Genomic DNA, 16088 nt, shown 5'->3' with positions numbered 1-16088 from the left:
GCTCGGGCGCGGGACGCCTCCCGGAACGGGAACCACCCCGGGGACCGGTCCGCGCGGCGTGCGGCAGGATGTCCCCACGTGTCGGTGTTGCGAAGCACAGGTCTGGTGGCGGCCCCGCTGCGAACGGTCGGGGCGGCGTTGCGCCACACCCGCACCGCGGAGGAGGGCCTGCGGCAGCTGGGCATCCAGGGCCGGGCGCTGACGCCCGCCGCCGAACTCCTCGTCCCGGGGGACGACCTCGCCTTCCGGTGGACGAAGTTCCCGGCGGCACGGCTGCGCACCCGCATCGTGCGGGCCGACGCGGATCGGTTGGAATCGGTGCTCATCGCTGGTCCTCTCCAGGAGTTGCGGCACGAAACGGTGCTGGCCGAAGCCGGTGGCCACACGCTGCTGACCGACTCGCTGCGCTGGACGACGCCGTTCGGCGCGCTCGGGCGGCTGGTCGACGTGGCGCTGGCCCGTCGCGTGGTGCTGGCGGTGCTGGCGCGCCGGATGCGCGCGGTCGGTGCGCTCGCCGAGTCCTGGGCGGCGCGGCCGGTCGGGGTGGGGACGGCGATCACGCGGCGGGGGCGGCTGCTCGTGCAGCAGCGCCGGTTCCCCGCGCGGGACGCCGGTCGGTGGGAACTGCCCGGTGGCCGGGTGGAGCCGGGGGAGAGCGAGCAGGACGCGGTCGTCCGGGAGTGCAAGGAGGAGCTGGACGTGGAGGTGGTGCCGACCGGACGCGTCGGCACCGACGTGCCGCTGCGCGGCGGGATGCTGCTGCGGGTGCACACCGCGGAACTGGCCGACCCCGGCGTCGAGCCGCGGGCGGTGGAGCACCGGGCGGTGCGCTGGGCGACCCGGTCCGAACTGGGCGGGCTGGACTGGCTCGAAGCCGACCAGGTGCTGGCGCACTCGCTGCGCGAGCTGCCGCTGTGAGGTCTCGGCCGCCGCGTCGGAAGCCGTTCCGGCCGTGGTGTGCGTTCGCTGCGTTCATGCAGCAAGATTGCCGCGTTCGACCACCTGTTCGCCACGTTTCCAGCCCGAATTACTCGAACTGGTGAACGAACGCCCGGGCGGAGGCGATTCGGCGGTGCGGGTCGAGAACCCAGGTCAGGGGCCCGTGGGGCGCGCGGCGCCCGATCCCGGGCCCCCGGCCTCGGCTCGTTCGATCAGGGGACGTTCAACGCAACCCGGCGACCCGCATCGCGGCATCCAGCCGCGGCCGGGCGCGCTCGGCCGCGCGGGCGGCGCCCTTCTCCCGCACCCGGTCCAGCTCGGCGGGGTCGTCCAGCAGCTCGCGGGCGCCGTCCCGGACCGGCCGCAGCAGTTCGACCACCGCCTCCGCCACGGTGTCCTTGAGCTGGGCGTACGTGCTCGCGGCCGAGGTCGCCGCGTACGGGCTGCCACCGGTGCAGGCGGCGAGGATCTCCAGCAGGTTCGCCACCGCGGGCTGCTCGTCCGGGTCGTAGCGGACCGAGGCCCGGTCGTCGGTGACGGCGCGGCGGAACTTGCGGCGCACCACGTCCGGTTCGTCCAGCACGAACACGACGCCCGCCTGCTGCTGCGCGGACTTCGCCATCTTGCGGGCCGGATCGGACAGGTCCCGGACCGAGGCGGCCGTCTTCGGCACCACGGCGCGCGGGACGACGAACACCTCCCCGCGGCCGCCGTTGAACCGCCTGGCCAGCGTGCGCGCCAGTTCGACGTGCTGGTTCTGGTCCACTCCGACCGGGACCTCGGTGGCGCCCTGCAGCAGGATGTCCGCCGCCATCAGCACCGGGTAGGTGAGCAGGCCGAGGCGCGCGCTGTCCTGCCCGGCGCCCTTCTCCTTGAACTGGATCATCCGGGCGGCCTCGCCGAAGCCGCAGGTGCACTCCAGGACCCAGTTCAGCGCGCCGAGCTCGCCCGCCAGGTCGGACTGCACGAACACCGAGTCGGCGGTGATGCCGCTCGCCAGCAGCACGGCCAGGTTCTCCCTGGTGAGGGCGCGCAGCCGCTCGGGCCGGTACGGCAGCGTCATCGCGTGCAGGTCGGAGATGAAGTACAGGTCCTCCGGGCCGCCCCCGGTCGCCCAGCGGCGCAGCGCGCCGAGGTGGTTGCCCAGGTGGACGTGGCCGGACGGGGTGATGCCGGACAAGCGGGTCACGATCTCTCCTCGGATCGACGGCCGCTCACCAGCCTGCACCGCGCATCGCCCGGTCGCCTGGTGGCGACCGATGTGCGTGCGGTTCAGCGCACGACGAGCCGGGGGGGGGGGGGGGGGGGGGGGGGCGGGGGGGGGGGGGGGGGGGCGGGGGGGGGCCGTCCGATGGTCGGGGGCACCCCCCCCCCCCGCGCGGCGCCGGCCGGCCCCCCCCCCACCACATGCTCAGACGCGGATGCGACATTTCGTGCACGGCACGCACATTATCAGAAGGGTATGGGCACTCGTGCCGGAGGAGGACTATCGTGGATTCATGTTCGTCGTATTGCTGAACTACACGGCTCCGCAATCGGACATCGACGGCGCATTGGTGGATCACTATGAGTGGGTGAGCAGACATTACGAGGCCGGTGACTTCATCACGACCGGCCACCGCGCTCCGGAACCGGGCCGCCCGCTGACCGGGGGCGTGCTCATCGCCAGATCCATGTCCCGCGGCAGGCTGGAGGCCATCCTCGCCACCGATCCCTTCGAGCTGCGAAAACTCGCCCGGCACGAAGTGATCGAATTCCAGGCGCTGCGCACCGTGCCGGAAATGGCGAAGTACGCCGACCAGCTCGTCCCGACCAGCGAATAAAGCGTTCGCGCTGATCCGCGCCTGGGCTGCCGCGCCGAGGAGCGGATCAATGCGATCCCTTTTCCTTCGACTCCTTCTTCGCCTTCTTCTGCGCTTTCTTGACTTCGCGTGCTTTCGCGTCCTTCAACGCTTCCCGCAGCACCACGATCGGGCATTGCTTGCACGGCGGTTTCGAAAGGCAGCACTTCCGCTTGACCTTGATCGTTTTCTTGCCCACGACTGGCTTCCCGCTGCCGGAGGGGTCCGCTCGGGGACCGGACACCGCCACCCTAGGTCGGTCCCGCTGGTTCCGGCGAACCAGCGGCCGCGGGTGTTGCGCTCAACACCTGTCCGCGGCCCCGTTCGGGAAGTGCTCTACGCTGGACTAGGCCGCGTGTCGACAACGCACCGAGCCTCAGCAAGTGTCGGGCCTTCGACAATGACGGCCCCGCCGTCCGCGATCGGCCGCCTTCTCACGATGGGTGAGCCTGCCGGAGCACGGGGTTCTCGGAACGCGGGTCCGCGCCGGGGGCCGCAACTTCCCGCAGCGGCGGCAGCGGGACGGCGGCCGGCCGAGGTCGACTAGCGCCCGCCGCCAGACCTGATCTTCGTCTTCCAACTCATGGAGTGCTCGCGTGCCCGCCACCAGCGTCGCCGAACCGAACCAGCGGATCCGCAATGATCTGCGCAACGTCGCGATCGTCGCGCACGTCGACCACGGTAAGACCACCCTGGTGGACGCCATGCTGCGGCAATCCGGCGCCTTCTCCGAACGTGCCGAACTCGTCGACCGGGTCATGGACTCCAATGACCTGGAACGGGAAAAGGGCATCACGATCCTGGCCAAGAACACGGCCGTCCGGCGGGAGACCGAGGACGGTCCCGTCACCATCAACGTCATCGACACCCCGGGCCACGCCGACTTCGGCGGCGAGGTCGAGCGCGGCCTGTCCATGGCCGACGGCGTGGTGCTGCTGGTCGACGCCAGCGAAGGCCCGCTGCCGCAGACCCGCTTCGTGCTGCGCAAGGCGCTGGCCGCGAAGCTGCCGGTGATCCTCGTGGTGAACAAGGTCGACCGCCCGGACGCGCGCTGCGCCGAGGTCGTCGAAGAGGCCCACGACCTGCTGCTGGACCTCGCCTCCGAGCTCGACGACGGCGAGGGCTCGGTGGACATGGACGCCGTGCTGAACCTGCCGGTGATCTACGCCTCCGCCCGCTCCGGGCGCGCGAGCCTCACCCAGCCCGCCGACGGCGACCTGCCCGAGGACGAGGACCTCACCGCGCTGTTCGACGTGCTCATGGAGCACGTGCCCGCGCCGGTCGGCGACTACGAGGCACCGCTGCGCGCCCTGGTCACCAACCTCGACGCCTCCGCCTTCCTGGGCCGCATCGCGCTGTGCCGCATCCACGCTGGCACCATGCGCAAGGGCCAGACCGTCGGCTGGTGCCGCGAGGACGGGTCCGTGGAGAAGGTGCGGATCACCGAACTGCTCATCACCGAGAACCTGGACCGGGTACCGGCCGCCGAGGCGCACGCCGGTGACCTGGTGGCGATCGCGGGCATCCCGGACATCACCATCGGCGACACCCTCGCCGACGCCGACGACCCGCAGCCGCTGCCGCGGATCACCGTGGACGACCCGGCGATCTCGATGACCATCGGCGTGAACACCTCGCCGATGACCGGCCGCAACGGCGGCACGAAGGTCACCGCGCGGTTCGTGAAGAACCGCCTCGACGCCGAGCTGATCGGCAACGTCAGCATCAAGGTCGTGCCGACCGAGCGCCCCGACACCTGGGAGGTGCAGGGACGTGGCGAGCTGGCGCTGGCCGTGCTCGTGGAGACGATGCGCCGCGAGGGCTTCGAGCTGACCGTGGGCAAGCCGCAGGTGGTCACCAAGACCATCGACGGCAAGCTGTGCGAGCCGTTCGAGCGGCTCACCATCGACTCCCCGGAGGAGCACCTGGGTGCGATCACCCAGCTGCTGGCCGGGCGCAAGGGGAAGATGGAGACGATGGAGGGCCACGGCACCGGCCGCATCAAGCTCGACTACGTGATCCCCTCGCGCGGCCTGATCGGCTTCCGCACCGAGTTCCTCACCGAGACGCGCGGTACCGGCATCGCCAACCACGTCTTCGAGGGCTACTTCCCGTGGGTCGGCGAACTGCGCACCCGGCACAGCGGCTCGTTGGTGGCGGACCGCACCGGCCCGGTCACCAGCTACGCGATGATGCAGCTGGCCGACCGCGGCACGTTCTTCGTGGAGCCCGGCGCCGAGGTGTACGAGGGCATGGTCGTGGGCGAGAACCCGCGCGCCGAGGACCTCGACATCAACGTCACCAAGGAGAAGAAGCTCACCAACATGCGCTCCGCCACCGGCGACGAGCTGGAGCGGCTGGCCCGGCCCCGCACGCTGGGCCTGGAGGAAGCGCTGGAGTTCTGCTCCGCCGACGAGTGCGTCGAGGTCGGGCCGGACGCGATCCGGGTCCGCAAGGTCGTGCTGGACGCGACGACCCGCGGCCGGGAGCGTTCCCGGGCCAAGGCTCGCGACAACGGCTGAGTTCCCTGAGCAGAAGCTGAGCGTTTCCACCCCGGTGTGCGGCGCCGCGAGGACGCGCGGAACCATGAGTGCTTCCCCGCGTCCTCCGACAGGGGGACATCGCGTCCGCCTGCGATCGGCGACCGGGAACGAGGGGAGGTTCGGCAGCGTGCACCAGGGTCGACGTCCGCTCACCGTGGTCAGCTTGCTGGTGACGATCGGGAGCTTGGTGGTGGCGTGCACCGACGCGCCGCCGCCTCCGCTGGTCGCGCCGCCGGAGCCGAGTCCGCAGACGGCTCCGTCGACGCAGCCGATGCCGACCGAGGTCGTCGTCGGCGTCGACTCGCTGGAGGGCGGGTTCAACCCGCACACGCTCGCGGACCTGTCGCCGACGAGCTCGGCGCTGTCCAGCCTGATGCTGCCCTCGGTGTTCCGGCCCGGGCCAGACGGGGCGAACGCGCTGGACACGACGCTGATGGAGTCGGCGGAGGTCGTGCCGGAGGCGGAGCGGTTCACGGTGCGCTACCGGATCCGCAAGGAGGCGGCCTGGTCGGACGGCGCGCCGATCGCCGCCGAGGACTTCGTCTACCTGTGGGAGCAGCTGCGCTCCCAGCCCGGCGTGTCGGATCCCGCCGGGTACCAGCTGATCGACGACGTGCAGTCGCGCAACGGCGGCAAGGCCGTCGAGGTCACCTTCGAACGGCCCTACCCGGGCTGGCAGAGCCTGTTCGCGAACCTGCTGCCCGCGCACCTGCTGCGGGACGCGCCGCGCGGGTGGACGACGGCGCTGGACAACGGCTACCCGGCCTCGGGCGGGCCGTTCGCGATCCGCCAGGTCGACCTGCAGCGCGGGGAGATCATCCTGGAGCGCAACGACCGGTTCTGGGGCAAGCCCGCGGTGTCCGACCGGATCGTGCTGCGGGCCAGCGACCAGGCCGGTCAGGTCGCCGCGCTCCGCAGCGGGGACCTGCACATGGCGGTGTTCGGCGCGGACCGGAACACCATGGGCGCGCTGCGCGACCTGGGGTCGTCGGTCCAGGTCAGCACCGTTCCCCGCCCGGCGACGATGCAGGTGCTGCTGCGGCCGACCAGCGCGCAGCTCGCCGACGCCCGGGTGCGGAACGCCGTCGTGGCCGGTCTGGACCGCGAGGCGCTGATCGACGTCGGCAGCGGTGGCGGGCCGGGGGACCAGCTGCACGCGCACGCCCAGGTGCTCGCGCCCTCGGAACGCGGGTACACCCCGACCGAGCCGCCCGGCACCGACGGACCCGATCCGGCGCGCGTGCAGCGGCTGCTCACCGAAGCCGGGTACGAGCACCGCGCCGGGGCGTGGACCAAGGACGGCCGCACGCTGAACCTGGTGATCGCGGCCCCGTTCGAGCACGAGCAGTACATCCGGATCGCCGAGGACGCGGCGGCGCAGCTGCGGGCCCAGGACATCCAGGCCACCGTGGTCACCCCCACCGGCGACCAGCTCTTCGGCGAGATGCTGCCGGCGAATCCGCTGTCGGAGGAACCCGGTGCGGCGAGCTCGGTGGACATGGCGATCGCGCCGCGCCCGGCCGACGGAGATCCGGCGGCGATGATGGCCACCTCCTACGGCTGCCCGGGCGTCGACTCGGACGACCAGCCGTTCCCGTTCACCGCCACGGGGTTCTGCGACCAGCTGCTGCAGCCGACGATCGACGCCGCGCTCAGCGGGGCGCTCCCGTTCCCGGAAGCCTCGGCGAAGGTCGAATCGGTGCTGTGGTCGCAGGCCGTGGCGCTGCCGCTGTACCAGCAGGCGCAGGTGCTGGCGTTCGGCCGGGACGTGACCGGGGTGCAGCGCGGGAACGGCCTGTCGGGCCCGTTCTCCACCGCGGCCGATTGGAAGGGCACCCCCAGCGACAACGACGGGTACTGACCTCCGGCCGGGCCGGGACAGCGAGGAGAGAGCGTGGATTCGGGGCCGTTGCAGCAGATCAGCACGTTCCACATGCGCCAGCGCATGACGTTGATGGTCAACCGGTACGAGATCCGGGCCGACGACGGCCACGGCGGCGAAGGCGAGCTCGTCGCGTTCGCGCAGCAGAAGCGGGTCGCGCTCAAGGAGCAGGTCACGCTCTACGCGGACACCGACAAGACCCGGCCGGTGGCGGGTTTCCGGGCGCGGAAGGTGATGGATCTGGCCTCCGGCTACGACGTCACCGACGCGGCGGGCGCGCCGATCGGCTCGTTCCGCAAGGACTTCCGCAAGTCGCTGACCCGGTCCACCTGGCACGTGGAGCAGCCCGGCCACCCCGGCTGCGTCGGGCACGAGCGCAGCAAGGCGATCGCGCTGCTGCGCCGCGGGTGGGAGTTCATCCCGTTCATCGAGAACATCCCGTTCTTCTTCCCCTACCACTTCGACTTCACCGTGGACGGGGAGGTCGTGCTGTCCGTGGAGAAGAAGTTCGCGCTGCGGGACCGCTACGTGATCACGGTCCGGGACGACCGGCTGGACCGGCGGGTGGTGTTCGCGCAGGCGGTCGCGCTGGACGCGCTGCAGGGCCGCTGAGCTGATCGTCCGGGGGATCCGGTCCACCGGCTCGGGTGAAAGTTGATCGACGCTGGTTGACAGGGCGCGTCGCCGGCTGCTCGACCACCGCGCGGAGGGGCGCGCCGCGCCGATTACGCTGTGCAGGTGACGCTGACGGCTCCTCCCCGGTTGTTGCTGGTGCACGCGCATCCGGATGACGAGACCCTCTGGACCGGCGGGACGATCGCCCGCTACGCGGCGCGCGGTGTCCAGGTGACGGTGGTGACCTGCACCCTCGGTGAAGAGGGCGAGGTCATCCCGGAGAGCCTGCGGGGACTGGCCGCCGACCAGGCCGACCAGCTCGGCGGCTACCGGGTGGGCGAACTGCGCTCCGCCTGCGCGGCGCTGCGGGTGGCCGACCACCGCTTCCTCGGCGGCATCGGCCGGTGGCGAGATTCCGGGATGCTGTGGGAGGAACCCGGCCGCGCCGGGGCGCTGCCCTCGGCGCACCCGCGGGCGTTCGCCGTCGGCGACCTGGCCGAGCAGACCGATGCGCTCGCCGAAGTCCTGCACGAGGTGCGGCCCCAGGTCGTGGTGACGTACGCGGCTGACGGCGGCTACGGCCATCCCGACCACGTGCGCGCGCACGAGGTGACGATGGCCGCGGCCGAACGCGTCCCGGACGTGCTGCGGGTGTTCCACGCGGTGCCGTCCCGGGACCGGATCCGCGCCGGGCTGGTCGAGCTGGCCACCGCCGAAGCACTGCCGTTCGAGCTCCCCGACCCGGCGGACCTGGCGAGCGTGCCCGACGAATCGATCACCACGGTGATCGACGTCGCGGACCACCTCCCGGCCAAGATCCGCGCCCTGCGCGCCCACGGCACCCAGGTCCGGGTGTGGGTGGACGAGTGGAACAACGAGGACGGCCCCGGCGCCTACGCGCTGTCGAACGGAGTGGCGCACCCGCTGACCGGGACCGAGCACTACGTGCTGGCCACCGGTGATCCGGCGGGCGGCGAGCAGGACCTGTTCGGCGGGCTCGGGGTGAGCGGGACCGAACCGGTGGAGCCGAGGTGAGCGGCCTCGACCGGTTGGTGTTCGGCTTCCTGCTGCTCGACGCGGTGGTGCTGGCGCTGGTGGAGGTGCTGTACCTGCCGCTGTGGATCGGGAGCACGCCGTTCCCGATCACCACTGCGGTGGCGGCGGTGACGACGCCGATGCTGGTCTCGGCGGCGGGCCGGCTCGCGCCGAGCAGGCGGGTGGCGGCGGCCCCGCTGGTGGTGTGGTTCGCCACCATCTTCGTGTTCGGCCTCTTCGGCCCCGGCGGCGACGTCATGCTGATGGGCAACGACTGGCGCACGTTGTTGCTGATCGGAGCGGGGACGCTGCCGTCGGCGATGATGCTCGGGATCGTCCTGGGCAGGTCCGCCGGCAGGTGAGGGGGCGGCCGTGGCCGAGGTGCTGACCGACGAGCGGGTCGCGGTGGTGCTGCGCCCGTTCGTGCGCGCGACGACGCCGCTGCTGGAGGTGCTCCGGGAGTCCGATCCGCTGCGGCTGCGCGGCCGGTTCGCCGACGCCGCGGCGGGAGCCGAGGCCGCGGATGTCGTGAACGCAGGCACCGAGAACGCGGGCGTCGGGAACGCGGGCGTCGGGAACGCGGGCGTCGGAAGCGCGGGAGCCGAGAGCGCGGATGCCGAGAACGAGACCTCTTCCACCGCCCCGCGGGCCCCGGCACCGGACGAGTCGCCGGAGAGCGGGCCCGCCGCGGCCGAGCCGTCCCGCACCCCGGACGACTCCGCGGCGGACGCGCCCGGGGTGCTGCACAAGCTGCTGCGCCAGCTGGACGGCATGCGCCTGCCGGGCAGCTCCACCTGGGACGCGATGAGCGTCGACGAGCGCTGCGACTGGTGGGCGCAGCGGGTGGGCAGGCTGGTCGCGGTCGTGGCGGGCCTGCCGCGGTTCGGCGGCGCGCTCACCTCGCGGCTGCCGATCCGCAACGCGCTCGGGATGGCCGGGCAGGGCCTGGTGCTCTCGGCGATCGCCGCCGAGCACGGCGTGGCGGACCGGGCGACCCGGGTGCGGCTGATCGCGAAGGTGCTGCTGGACCGCGATCTGCCCCCGGAGGTCGCGTCCGGGGAGCGGGGCGGTGCGCAGGCCGAGGAGGACGCGATGACGGCCGAGCTGACCGAGGAGCTCGACGAGGCCCGCCGCACCGGCGGCACCCGGGTGCGGGCGGTGGTGCGCACGGTGTGGCGAATGGCACGTGCCCTCTGGGAGATCGACTCCGAACTGGACAAGCGGCCGCAGGGCCGCTTCTACCACGAGTGGATCGGCAACGTGCCCGTCGTCGGCGTCGTGGGTGGTTACCTGGGCGAACGGTCCGCGCTGCGCCGCATCGCGAAGCAGGGTGCGAAGTGGTTGCGGGCGGATGCCCACGGGGCGGGACACTAGCGATCCGAGGAGTTCATGGCGTTTACCGCCCTCGGCGCCCCGAAGTATGGTCGAAATGGTGCCCGCGCGACGGGACCACCTTGGTTCGCGGCGGTGGGCCCGGGGGATACTGGCATCGGCCGGGTAGCGGAAGCCTGGTCCGGATCGAAACTAGCAGGAGAGCAACCGTGACCTACGTGATCGCCGAGCCCTGCGTCGACGTGCTCGACAAGGCATGCATCGAGGAATGCCCTGTCGACTGCATCTACGAGGGCGGGCGGATGCTCTACATCCACCCCGATGAGTGCGTCGACTGCGGTGCTTGCGAACCGGTCTGCCCGGTGGAGGCCATCTACTACGAGGACGACGTCCCGGACGAGTGGGGCGCCTACACGAAGGCGAACGTGGACTTCTTCGACGAGCTCGGTTCGCCCGGCGGCGCGGCCAAGGTCGGCAAGGTCGACAAGGACGTCGAGCCCGTGACCAGCCTGCCGCCGCAGGGAGAATGAGCTCCGGGACGCGCGAGCCGCGCGGTCCGCGGCTGCCGGATTTCCCGTGGGATTCCCTGGCCGCCCAGACCGCGACGGCCCGCTCGCACCCGGATGGGCTGGTGGACCTGTCGGTCGGGACCCCGGTCGACCCGGTGCCGGAGCCGCTGCGCGCGGCGCTGGCCTCGGTCGCCGAGGTGCCCGGCTACCCGGCGACGCACGGCACGCCGGAACTGCGCGCCGCAGCCGTCGAGGCGCTGGCCCGCAGGCACGGGGTGACCGTCGACCCGGCGGCGGTGCTGCCGACGATCGGCTCCAAGGAGCTGGTCGCCTGGTTGCCGACGCTGCTGGGCGTGCGGGCCGGTGACGTGGTGGCGATCCCGGAGCTGGCGTACCCGACCTACGAGGTCGGTGCGAAGATCGCCGGCGCCGAGGTGGTGCGGCTCGCGCCGGGGGAGGCCCCGCCCGCGGGGACAGCGCTGGTGTGGCTGAACTCGCCGTCCAACCCGACGGGCCGGGTGCTGGACGCGGCCGCGCTGGCCGAGTCGGTGCGCGCGGCGCGCGAGGCAGGGGCCGTGGTGGCCTCCGACGAGTGCTACCTGGCGCTGGGGTGGGAAGCCGAGCCGGTGTCGGTGCTGCACCCGTCGGTGACCGGCGAGGACCCCACCGGGGTCCTGGCGGTGCACTCGCTGTCGAAGTCCTCGAATCTGGCCGGCTACCGCGCCGGGTTCATCACGGGTGACCCGGACCTGGTGGCGCGGCTGCTGGAGCTGCGCAAGCACGCGGGCATGATCATGCCGCGGCCGGTGCAGCAGGCGATGACGGCGGCGCTGCTCGACGACGAGCACGTCGAGGCGCAGCGCGAGCTGTACGCGGCCCGCCGCGCGGTGCTGCGCCCCGCGCTGGAGGCCGCCGGGTTCACCATCGAGCACTCGCGCGCGGGCCTGTACCTGTGGGCGACGTGCGGGGACGACGCCTGGGAGACGGTGGGCCTGCTGGCGCAGCGCGGCATCCTCGTCGCGCCCGGCACGTTCTACGGTCCCGGCGGGCAGCGGCACGTCCGGATCGCGCTGACCGCACCGGACGAGCGGATCGAGGCGGCCGCGGCGCGGCTGGGCTGAGCGGCGGGCGGCCGCCGGTCGAGCGCGCCGCCCGCTCACACCTTCGCGGCACTGCTGCGCAGCTCGCGCCAGCGCTCCCACCACTGCTCCCGGTGGTCGACCCGGCGGGCGTGCTCCCGTTCGACGAGGCGACCGGACACGAACGCGAGCCGGACGTCCGGCCCGAGGTCCGCGAGCAGTCGCCGCACCTGTTCTTCGGCGTTGCGAGCGTCGTGGAGTTCGCCGAGCACGTCCTGGAACCGCTTCGCGGCGGCGAGCAGCTGCCGCATCGGCTTGCCGGACACCGGCTCGGCGAGTTCCGCGGTCCACCGCAGCCGCTTGCCGAGGAGGCGGAGCTCGTGCAGCTCCTCGTCGGTCGCGCCGGGGCCCACCTCGTCGACCGCGCGGCGCAGCCGGCGGTACTGCTCGGCGACGAGGGCGCGGAGCTCGCGCATCCCGCTCTGCTCCACGGCGGAGGCGGGCAGCGGTTCGCGCACGGCCGAGGTGAGCGCGTCGACCAGCGCCCGGTAGCGCTGCCCGGCCAGCACGGCCAGCAGCGCCTCCCGCGCGGCGCGGTGCTCGCGGCTCGCGGCGTCGAACAGCCTGCCCGCCGATTCCCGTTGCGCCGCGTCGAAATCGGCGGCGTCCCGGTGCAGCCGCGCCAGCAGCACGTCCAGGTCGCGGACCACGCCGAGCTCGCGGCCGAGCCAGCCGAGCTCCGCGCGCAGCGGTTCCGACCAGCGCTGGTCCAGGAAGGGGGCGGCGGAGCGCAGGACCACTCGCATCCGGCGCACCGAGATCCGCATCCGGTGCACCGGTTCGGCGGTCTTCTCGCGTCCGGCCCCTGCTTCGCCGTCCAGCAGGGCGCGGGTGCTGAGGTCCAGCGCGGCGCGGACGTGCTCGGCGATCGGGTCCGCCCGGCCCGCCACCAGCGGTTCGGGTGGCAGGCCGGGCGTACCTGCGGGGCGGTCCATACCACCAGTGTCGCCGATCCGGGCCCGGTGAACCCCCGCCCTTCGGCGGTCGGATCGGCGTAGTGGTCAGTCGTTCGCGTGCAGCGCCGCGTTCAGCTCGACCTTCCCGCCGGTGCGCGGGCGGACCTCCACCGCGCCGGTGGCGGAGTTGCGCAGGAACAGTAGACCGTCGGATCCGGACAGCTCGCGCGCCTTCGTGAGGGTGCCGTCCGGCAGCGAGACCTTGGTGCCCGCGGTGACGTACAGCCCGGCCTCCACGACGCAGTCGTCGCCGAGGGTGATGCCGACGCCGCCGTTGGCGCCGATCAGGCAGCGCTCACCGATGGAGATGACCTCCTTGCCACCGCCGGAGAGGGTGCCCATCACGGACGCCCCACCACCGACGTCGGAGCCGTCCCCGACGACGACCCCCGCCGAGATCCGGCCCTCGACCATCGACGCGCCGAGCGTGCCCGCGTTGAAGTTCACGAAGCCCTCGTGCATGACGGTGCTGCCGCTGGCCAGGTGCGCGCCCAGCCGCACCCGGTCCGCGTCGCCGATGCGCACGCCGGACGGCGTCACGTAGTCGACCATCCGGGGGAACTTGTCGACGCTGTGGACGGTGACCGGGCCGCGGGACCGCAGCCGCAGCCGGGTCGCCTCGAAGCCCTCGACCGGGCAGGGGCCGTGGTTGGTCCACACGACGTTGGACAGCAGCCCGAACATGCCGTCCAGGTTCTGCCCGTGCGGGCGGACCAGGCGGTGCGAGAGCAGGTGCAGGCGCAGGTAGATGTCGTGGGTGTCGGCGGGCTCGTCGGAGAGCCTGCCGATCTCGGTGCGCACGGCGACGACCTCCACGCCGCGGGCGTCGTCGCGGCCGAGCAGTGCGGCCCCGGCCTCGCCCAGGGACCGCACCGCTTCCTCGCCGGTCAGCCGGGTGGTGCGGGATTCGCCGGGCTCACCGAGCTTGACGGTGGGGAACCAGGTGTCCAGCACGGTGCCGTCGTCGGTGACGGTGGCCAGGCCGATGCCGTGGGCGCCGGTGCTCTGCGGGTCGGGTGTCTGCGCGCTCATGCGAAAAACGGTAATCGGCGCATTCCGGCACCGCCCTGCAGGGGTCGGCTCGGCAGGCGGCACCGGCACTGTTCGTGATCGCGCGATTGCCGGGAGCGAGCGCGGATTCCGGCCGCTGGACCGTCCACCGTGGACTCCGCGGGTGCGGCGGCGTCGGGGGGGGGGGGCGCGCACCGCCGCGGGTAGCCTGCCTCGGGTGACCGACCTCCTCGATCTCCGCGCCGATCCCGTCGAGCTGACCGCCGCGCTGGTGGACATCCCCAGCGTCTCCCGGGACGAGCGGCGCCTCGCCGACGCCGTGGAGCACGCGCTGCGCGCCCAGGCACCGCACCTGGAGGTGGTGCGCAACGGCGAGGCCGTGCTGGCCCGCACGAACCTCGGGCGCGCGTCCCGGGTGTTGCTCGCCGGTCACCTGGACACCGTGCCGATCAACGACAACCTGCCGTCCCGGCGCACCGGTTCCGGGGCCGACGAGGTGCTGCACGGTTGCGGGACCGTGGACATGAAGGGTGGCGACGCCGTCCTGCTGCACGTGGCCGCGGCGCTGCCGGAACCGCGCCACGACCTCACCTTCCTGTTCTACGACTGCGAGGAGATCGCGGCCGAGCACAACGGGCTGAACCGGATCGAGCGGGAGCTGCCGGACTGGCTGGACGGCGACCTGGCGATCGTCGGCGAACCGTCCAACGCCAGCATCGAAGCGGGCTGCCAGGGCACGCTGCGGGTGGAGATCCGCACCAGCGGTGCCCGCGCGCACACCGCGCGCGCGTGGATGGGGGAGAACGCGATCCACGGGGCCGAGCCGATCCTGCGCAGGCTGCTGGACTACGTGCCGCGGCAGCCGGTGATCGACGGCCTCCAGTACCACGAAGGCCTGCAGGCGGTGCGGATCGAAGGCGGGGTCGCGGGCAACGTCGTGCCCGACTCGTGCCTGGTCGCGGTCAACCACCGCTTCGCCCCGGACAAGTCGCTGGCGGAGGCCGAAGCCCACGTCCGCGAGGTGTTCGACGGTTTCGACCTCACCGTCGTGGACGGCTCCGGCGGCGCGCTGCCCGGCCTGGGTTCGCCCGCCGCGGCCGAACTCGTGGCGGCCGCGGGCGGGGAACCGGTGGCGAAGCTCGGCTGGACCGATGTGGCCCGGTTCGCCGCGCGGGGGCTGCCCGCGGTGAACTTCGGCCCCGGCTCGCCGACCCTGGCGCACACCCAGCAGGAGAACGTGCCCACCGCCCAGATCCGGAGCTGCGCCGAGGCGCTCACCCGCTTCCTGAGCTGAGGCCGGGGGCGATGCGGGCGTCGCGCACCTGCGGGACGCCCTCGACGTCGGGGACCCCGGCGGGGTCCGGGATCTGGTCGAGCGCGGCCGGATCCGCGGTGGGTCGCCGGGTGGGCCGCTCGTCCGGGTGCTGCTGCCCGGCCTGGGACTGGGCGTGCTCCACGAAGCGCAGCAGCTCCACCGGGAACGGCAGCACCAGCGTCGAGTTCTTCTCCGCCGCCACCTCCACCACGGTCTCCAGCAGGCGCAGCTGCAGCGCCGCCGGGGCGTCGGCCATGACGCCCGCCGCGTCGGAGAGCTTGCGGGACGCCTGGTACTCGCCGTCGGCCGCGATGATCCGGGAGCGTCGCTCCCGTTCCGCCTCGGCCTGCCGGGCGATGGAGCGCTTCATCGACTCCGGCAGCGAGACGTCCTTGATCTCCACCCGGTCGATGTGCACGCCCCAGTGCAGCGCCGGGCTGTCGATCATCACTTCGAGGCCCTGGTTGAGCCGCTCCCGGTTCGACAGCAGGTCGTCCAGGTCGCTCTTGCCGATGATGGAGCGCAGCGACGACTGGGCGACCTGGCCCATCGCGAACAGGTAGTCCTCCACGTTGACCACCGCGCGCGCCGGATCGGTGACGTTGAAGTACACCACCGCGTCCACCCGCACCGTGATGTTGTCCCGGGTGATGCCCTCCTGCGCGGGCACCGGCATGGTGATGATCTGCAGGTTCACCTTCCGCAGCCGGTCCACGCCCGGGATCACGAAGGTGAGGCCGGGTCCGCGCACCGACTCCTGGAGCCTGCCGAAGCGGAACACGACGCCCCGCTCGTACTGCGTGATGATCCGCGCCGCGGAGGCCGTGCAGATCACTCCGATGACCAGGACGATGACGAGCAGTTCGATGAGCATGGCCGCCCCCTGACCGCGGCGCCGCCGACGTACCGGGGCACCGCTCGGGTCCCGTCGTACCGCCCACGGTACTCCCGGGAGCCGCTTCGCGGGCAGG

Annotated in this window: 16 protein-coding genes; 11 read left to right on the top strand and 5 right to left on the bottom strand. The window is 72.7% G+C overall.

Annotated elements, in window-relative coordinates; all coding sequences use genetic code 11:
- Positions 1–78: 78 nt before the first annotated feature.
- Positions 79–918, top strand: coding sequence for an NUDIX domain-containing protein (locus LCD31_RS29465; protein WP_308015819.1), 840 nt, complete (start codon positions 79–81; stop codon positions 916–918).
- Between the two features lie 244 nt (positions 919–1162).
- Here LCD31_RS29465 and trpS read toward each other — a convergent pair whose 3' ends face one another.
- Positions 1163–2128, bottom strand: coding sequence for a tryptophan--tRNA ligase (gene trpS, locus LCD31_RS03995; protein WP_224956068.1), 966 nt, complete (start codon positions 2126–2128; stop codon positions 1163–1165).
- 310 nt (positions 2129–2438) lie between these two features.
- Between trpS and LCD31_RS03990 the strand changes: the two genes are divergently transcribed.
- A complete protein-coding gene (locus tag LCD31_RS03990; RefSeq protein WP_224956067.1) occupies positions 2439–2762 on the top strand; it encodes a YciI family protein in 324 nt (107 codons plus the stop codon).
- Positions 2763–2808: 46 nt separating this feature from the next.
- Here the strand turns inward: LCD31_RS03990 and LCD31_RS03985 are convergent, their stop codons facing one another.
- Positions 2809–2979, bottom strand: coding sequence for a hypothetical protein (locus LCD31_RS03985; RefSeq protein ID WP_224956066.1), 171 nt, complete (start codon positions 2977–2979; stop codon positions 2809–2811).
- A gap of 397 nt (positions 2980–3376) precedes the next feature.
- Between LCD31_RS03985 and typA the strand changes: the two genes are divergently transcribed.
- The 8 genes from typA to dapC all read left to right on the top strand — a co-directional run bounded on the left by typA (position 3377) and on the right by dapC (position 11817).
- A complete protein-coding gene (typA, locus tag LCD31_RS03980; protein ID WP_224956065.1) occupies positions 3377–5302 on the top strand; it encodes a translational GTPase TypA in 1926 nt (641 codons plus the stop codon).
- Positions 5303–5450: 148 nt separating this feature from the next.
- Positions 5451–7184 (top strand): ABC transporter family substrate-binding protein, encoded by a 1734-nt coding sequence (locus tag LCD31_RS03975; protein ID WP_224956064.1) that lies wholly within the window; start codon positions 5451–5453, stop codon positions 7182–7184.
- 33 nt (positions 7185–7217) lie between these two features.
- Positions 7218–7817 (top strand): hypothetical protein, encoded by a 600-nt coding sequence (locus tag LCD31_RS03970; protein ID WP_224956063.1) that lies wholly within the window; start codon positions 7218–7220, stop codon positions 7815–7817.
- Between the two features lie 126 nt (positions 7818–7943).
- The gene (gene mshB / locus LCD31_RS03965) at positions 7944–8855 is read left to right on the top strand and encodes an N-acetyl-1-D-myo-inositol-2-amino-2-deoxy-alpha-D-glucopyranoside deacetylase (RefSeq protein ID WP_224956062.1); all 912 of its coding nucleotides are present in this window, start codon (positions 7944–7946) and stop codon (positions 8853–8855) included.
- Complete coding sequence (locus tag LCD31_RS03960) at positions 8852–9217, top strand: hypothetical protein (RefSeq protein ID WP_224956061.1); 366 nt, start codon at positions 8852–8854, stop codon at positions 9215–9217. Before mshB ends, LCD31_RS03960 begins: the two co-directional genes overlap by 4 nt.
- Before the next feature lie 10 nt (positions 9218–9227).
- Complete coding sequence (locus tag LCD31_RS03955) at positions 9228–10229, top strand: hypothetical protein (protein ID WP_224956060.1); 1002 nt, start codon at positions 9228–9230, stop codon at positions 10227–10229.
- A 167-nt stretch (positions 10230–10396) separates the two neighbouring features.
- Positions 10397–10717 carry a ferredoxin gene (gene fdxA / locus LCD31_RS03950; RefSeq protein WP_224956059.1) on the top strand — a complete coding sequence of 107 codons (321 nt, stop codon included), beginning with the start codon at positions 10397–10399 and terminating at the stop codon, positions 10715–10717.
- On the top strand, positions 10714–11817 hold the full coding sequence (dapC, locus tag LCD31_RS03945; protein WP_224956058.1) for a succinyldiaminopimelate transaminase: 1104 nt from the start codon (positions 10714–10716) through the stop codon (positions 11815–11817). The genes fdxA and dapC overlap by 4 nt, the downstream gene beginning before the upstream one ends.
- Positions 11818–11852: 35 nt before the next feature.
- Here dapC and LCD31_RS03940 read toward each other — a convergent pair whose 3' ends face one another.
- Together LCD31_RS03940 and dapD are read right to left on the bottom strand one after the other, a co-directional pair.
- Positions 11853–12770: a CHAD domain-containing protein gene (locus tag LCD31_RS03940; protein ID WP_224956057.1), complete on the bottom strand. Its 918-nt coding sequence runs from the start codon at positions 12768–12770 to the stop codon at positions 11853–11855.
- A 66-nt stretch (positions 12771–12836) separates the two neighbouring features.
- Positions 12837–13823: a 2,3,4,5-tetrahydropyridine-2,6-dicarboxylate N-succinyltransferase gene (gene dapD / locus LCD31_RS03935; protein WP_224956056.1), complete on the bottom strand. Its 987-nt coding sequence runs from the start codon at positions 13821–13823 to the stop codon at positions 12837–12839.
- Positions 13824–14019: 196 nt separating this feature from the next.
- Here dapD and dapE point away from each other — a divergent pair, with 196 nt between their 5' ends.
- Positions 14020–15096 (top strand): succinyl-diaminopimelate desuccinylase, encoded by a 1077-nt coding sequence (gene dapE / locus LCD31_RS03930; protein WP_224956055.1) that lies wholly within the window; start codon positions 14020–14022, stop codon positions 15094–15096.
- Here dapE and LCD31_RS03925 read toward each other — a convergent pair.
- Entirely contained in the window at positions 15077–15991 is a 915-nt protein-coding gene (locus LCD31_RS03925; protein ID WP_224956054.1) for a slipin family protein, read from the bottom strand. The two genes, dapE and LCD31_RS03925, sit on opposite strands and share 20 nt — an antisense overlap.
- Positions 15992–16088: the final 97 nt, after the last annotated feature.

The sequence above is a fragment of the Saccharopolyspora sp. 6M genome, assembly GCF_020176775.1.
GTDB lineage: Bacteria > Actinomycetota > Actinomycetes > Mycobacteriales > Pseudonocardiaceae > Saccharopolyspora_C > Saccharopolyspora_C gregorii.
This window is presented reverse-complemented; position numbering and strand designations above follow the sequence as displayed.

Bases quoted from the DNA above. Each gene is read 5' to 3' on its own strand.
- LCD31_RS03990 (WP_224956067.1), top strand. From the start codon at position 2,439: ATGTTCGTCGTATTGCTGAACTACACGGCTCCGCAATCGGACATCGAC.
- dapC (WP_224956058.1), top strand. From the start codon at position 10,714: ATGAGCTCCGGGACGCGCGAGCCGCGCGGTCCGCGGCTGCCGGATTTC.
- LCD31_RS03940 (WP_224956057.1), bottom strand. From the start codon at position 12,770: ATGGACCGCCCCGCAGGTACGCCCGGCCTGCCACCCGAACCGCTGGTG.
- dapD (WP_224956056.1), bottom strand. From the start codon at position 13,823: ATGAGCGCGCAGACACCCGACCCGCAGAGCACCGGCGCCCACGGCATC.
- LCD31_RS03925 (WP_224956054.1), bottom strand. From the start codon at position 15,991: ATGCTCATCGAACTGCTCGTCATCGTCCTGGTCATCGGAGTGATCTGC.